The following is a 3,174-nucleotide window of genomic DNA, read 5'->3' as shown; positions in this document are numbered from 1 at the left end:
CTCGTCAGGCTCATAACCTGAAGGTCACAGGTTCAAATCCTGTCCCCGCAACCAACATCACAAAACAACAACCCACACAAAAGCCCGGCATCCCCGGGCTTTTGTGCGTTTATGGGTCCAATTCTTTTAGCCAGGACACGCTTGCCTGCACGATGACATTGATCGGTTCTGCCACATCCTGGCGCAGGACCAGAGGCTCATCAACCGGCGCCTCGAGCGTCGTCAGTTGGCTGCCCAGCATGGTAACCGGCATGAAATGCCCGGTGCGTTTGGCCATGTGCTCATGCAACACTGCCTCGCTGCCATCGAGGAACACGAAAGCGAGGGGCCCGGCAGCAGCCTTGCGCAAGCGGTCGCGATAGACTTTCTTCAATGCCGAGCACGATACAACGATCCCGTCTTCGGCCGCTGCCAACGTCGCGCCGATCTGGTCAAGCCACGGCCAGCGGTCGTCATCCGTCAATGGCGTGCCTGCCGCCATCTTGGCTACATTGCTTGCCGGGTGCAGGCTATCGCCTTCAAGGAATGGCAGCCCGAGAACTTTGGCAATGCCGGCGCCGACGGAAGATTTTCCGGAGCCGCTCACACCCATGACGATAACGCGAATCATACCGAGGCCGTTATCCCGCCATCGACATGCAGGACCTGGCCGTTGACGAAGGAAGAAGCGTCACCCGCAAGAAACACCGCCGCGCCCACCAATTCATCGACATTACCCCATCGGCCCGCGGGCGTACGCTTTTCCAGCCATGCCGAAAAATCCGCATTGTCCATAAGCGCATGGTTGAGCGGCGTCTTGAAGTAGCCGGGCGCAATGGCGTTGATCTGCAAGCCGTGCTTCGCCCAGTCGGCGCACATGCCGCGGGTCAGATTCCGCACCGCCCCCTTCGTCGCCGTATAGGGCGCGATCGACGGGCGCGCGAGCTCGCTCTGGACAGAGCCGATGTTGATGATCTTGCCCCGGCCGCGCTTGATCATATGCCTGGCGACAGATTGGCCGGCGTAAAATACGCTCGAAATATTGGTCTGCAGCAATTGCTGCCATTTATCCTCGGGAAAATCCTCGAGCGGTGCGCGAAACTGCATGCCGGCATTGTTGACAAGAATATCGATCGGCCCAATTTCCGTTTCGATCGCATCGACCCCTGCCTTTACTGCGGCAAGATCGGTTACATCGAATGTCGAGGCATAGGCCTTAAGCCCGGCGGCCGCGAGTTCACCGACGGCGGCGTCGACCTTTACCCCGTCGCGCCCATTTATGACGACCGCCGCACCGTGCTCGGCGAGACCCTTGGCAAGCGCGAAGCCAATGCCCTGGCTCGAACCGGTGACAAGGGCAAGCCGTCCTTCAAGATTGAACAGCGGATAGGGCATTCTTTCGTTCCTCCACGCGGGCGCCTGAAAATAGCGCCAGGGCTTCCTATATCAAGTCTTCGAATCGGCGGCGATGTTCGCACAGACGGCCATGGCGGCGAAACCCATTCGGGGCAAATCGAGAGAATCGGCGCAATTTCACGTTGAACGCGACTGCTCCTATGCTATTGGTTCGGCCAAACGGAGAGATATATCACATGACCCTGCACCAGAACCTTATCAACGGCGAGTGGTTCGGCAGCGATGCCGTTGCCAACGTCAATCCCTCAAATACCAATGATGTGGTCGGCGAGTACGCCCGCGCCAGCGCTGAAGATACAGTTCGGGCCATAGCGGCGGCAAAGGTAGCGTTTCCCGCCTGGTCGCGTTCGGGCATTCTCGAGCGTCATGCGATCCTGCGCAAGACTGCCGATGAAATCACCGCGCGCAAGGACGAACTCGGCCGCCTGCTGTCGCGGGAGGAGGGCAAGACACTCGCGGAAGGGATCGGCGAGACGCTGCGCGCCGCCCAGATTTTCGATTTTTTTGCCGGCGAAGTTCTGCGGCTTGCCGGTGAAGTAATTCCGAGCGCCCGTCCGAACATCGGGGTGGAGATTACGCGCGAACCCGTCGGGGTCGTCGGTATTATCACGCCGTGGAATTTCCCGATTGCCATTCCCGCGTGGAAGATCGCGCCGGCGCTCGCCTATGGCAACACGGTCGTGTTCAAGCCGGCCGATCTTGTACCTGGCTGCTCCTGGGCCATCGTCGATATTCTGCACCGCGCCGGCCTGCCCAAGGGCGTTCTCAATCTCGTCATGGGCAAGGGGTCGGTCGTCGGTCAGACGATTCTCGACAGTGCCGATGTCCACGCCATCACTTTCACGGGATCTGTCGGCACCGGCAAGCGCGTCGCCGCAGCTTCGATCGAGCATATGCGCAAGTTCCAGCTGGAGATGGGCGGCAAGAATCCCTTCGTCATTCTCGACGACGCGGACCTCAACGTTGCAGTCGAGGCAGCCGTCAACAGCGCCTTCTTTTCGACAGGGCAGCGCTGCACGGCCTCGTCGCGCATCATCGTCACCGAAGGCATCCACGACAAGTTCGTTTCCGCCGCGACCGAGCGCTTGAAGGGGCTTGTGATCGATGACGCGTTGAAGGCGGGCACGCATATCGGCCCGGTGGTCGACCAGGGTCAGCTCGATCAGGATATGAATTATATCGAGATTGGAAGGAGCGAAGGCGCAAAGCTGGCGTTCGGCGGCGAACGGCTCAACCGCGAGGCCCCGGGCTTCTATCTGCAGCCCGCCCTGTTCACCGAGGCCACGAACCAGATGCGCATTTCGCGCGAAGAGATTTTTGGCCCCGTCGCCAGTGTCATTCGCGTCAAGGATTACGAGGAAGCCCTGCATACCGCCAATGACACGCCGTTCGGCCTGTCGTCCGGTATAGCGACGACCAGCCTGAAGCACGCAACGCATTTCAAGCGCAATGCGGAGGCCGGCATGGTGATGGTCAATCTGCCGACCGCAGGTGTCGACTTCCATGTGCCGTTTGGCGGGCGCAAGGGGTCGAGCTACGGCCCGCGCGAGCAGGGCAAATATGCGGCGGAGTTTTATACGACGGTAAAGACTGCCTATACGCTGGCTTGATTTCGCGGTCGCATCTTTGTGACAGCTTTGGTTTTTGCAGGCGCTGCCATGGCAGCGCCTGTTTTCGTTGAGCTTTTTCGGTTAGCCGCGACCGCTTATCCACAGTGTTGGTTGTTGGTTGGAAAAAGTTTGGAGAAATTGAAAAAGGCGTGTTGACAGTTTTGTTGGG

General features: G+C 59.5%; 3 protein-coding genes. 1 reads left to right on the top strand and 2 read right to left on the bottom strand.

Features of this window, described 5'->3' with window-relative positions:
* Positions 1-109: 109 nt before the first annotated feature.
* Together BM074_RS22620 and BM074_RS22615 are read right to left on the bottom strand one after the other, a co-directional pair.
* Entirely contained in the window at positions 110-610 is a 501-nt protein-coding gene (locus BM074_RS22620) for a gluconokinase (protein WP_091925826.1), read from the bottom strand.
* Positions 607-1,374: an SDR family oxidoreductase gene (locus BM074_RS22615; RefSeq protein ID WP_091925823.1), complete on the bottom strand. Its 768-nt coding sequence runs from the start codon at positions 1,372-1,374 to the stop codon at positions 607-609. The genes BM074_RS22620 and BM074_RS22615 overlap by 4 nt, the downstream gene beginning before the upstream one ends.
* 197 nt (positions 1,375-1,571) lie before the next feature.
* Between BM074_RS22615 and BM074_RS22610 the strand changes: the two genes are divergently transcribed.
* Positions 1,572-3,005 carry an aldehyde dehydrogenase family protein gene (locus BM074_RS22610; protein WP_091925820.1) on the top strand — a complete coding sequence of 478 codons (1,434 nt, stop codon included), beginning with the start codon at positions 1,572-1,574 and terminating at the stop codon, positions 3,003-3,005.
* The last annotated feature ends 169 nt before the right edge of the window (positions 3,006-3,174 follow it).

This window comes from Phyllobacterium sp. CL33Tsu (genome assembly GCF_900113985.1).
GTDB classification, from domain to species: domain Bacteria; phylum Pseudomonadota; class Alphaproteobacteria; order Rhizobiales; family Rhizobiaceae; genus Phyllobacterium; species Phyllobacterium pellucidum.
Note: the sequence above shows the minus strand (reverse complement) of the source record. Positions and strands in the feature narration are given on the sequence as shown.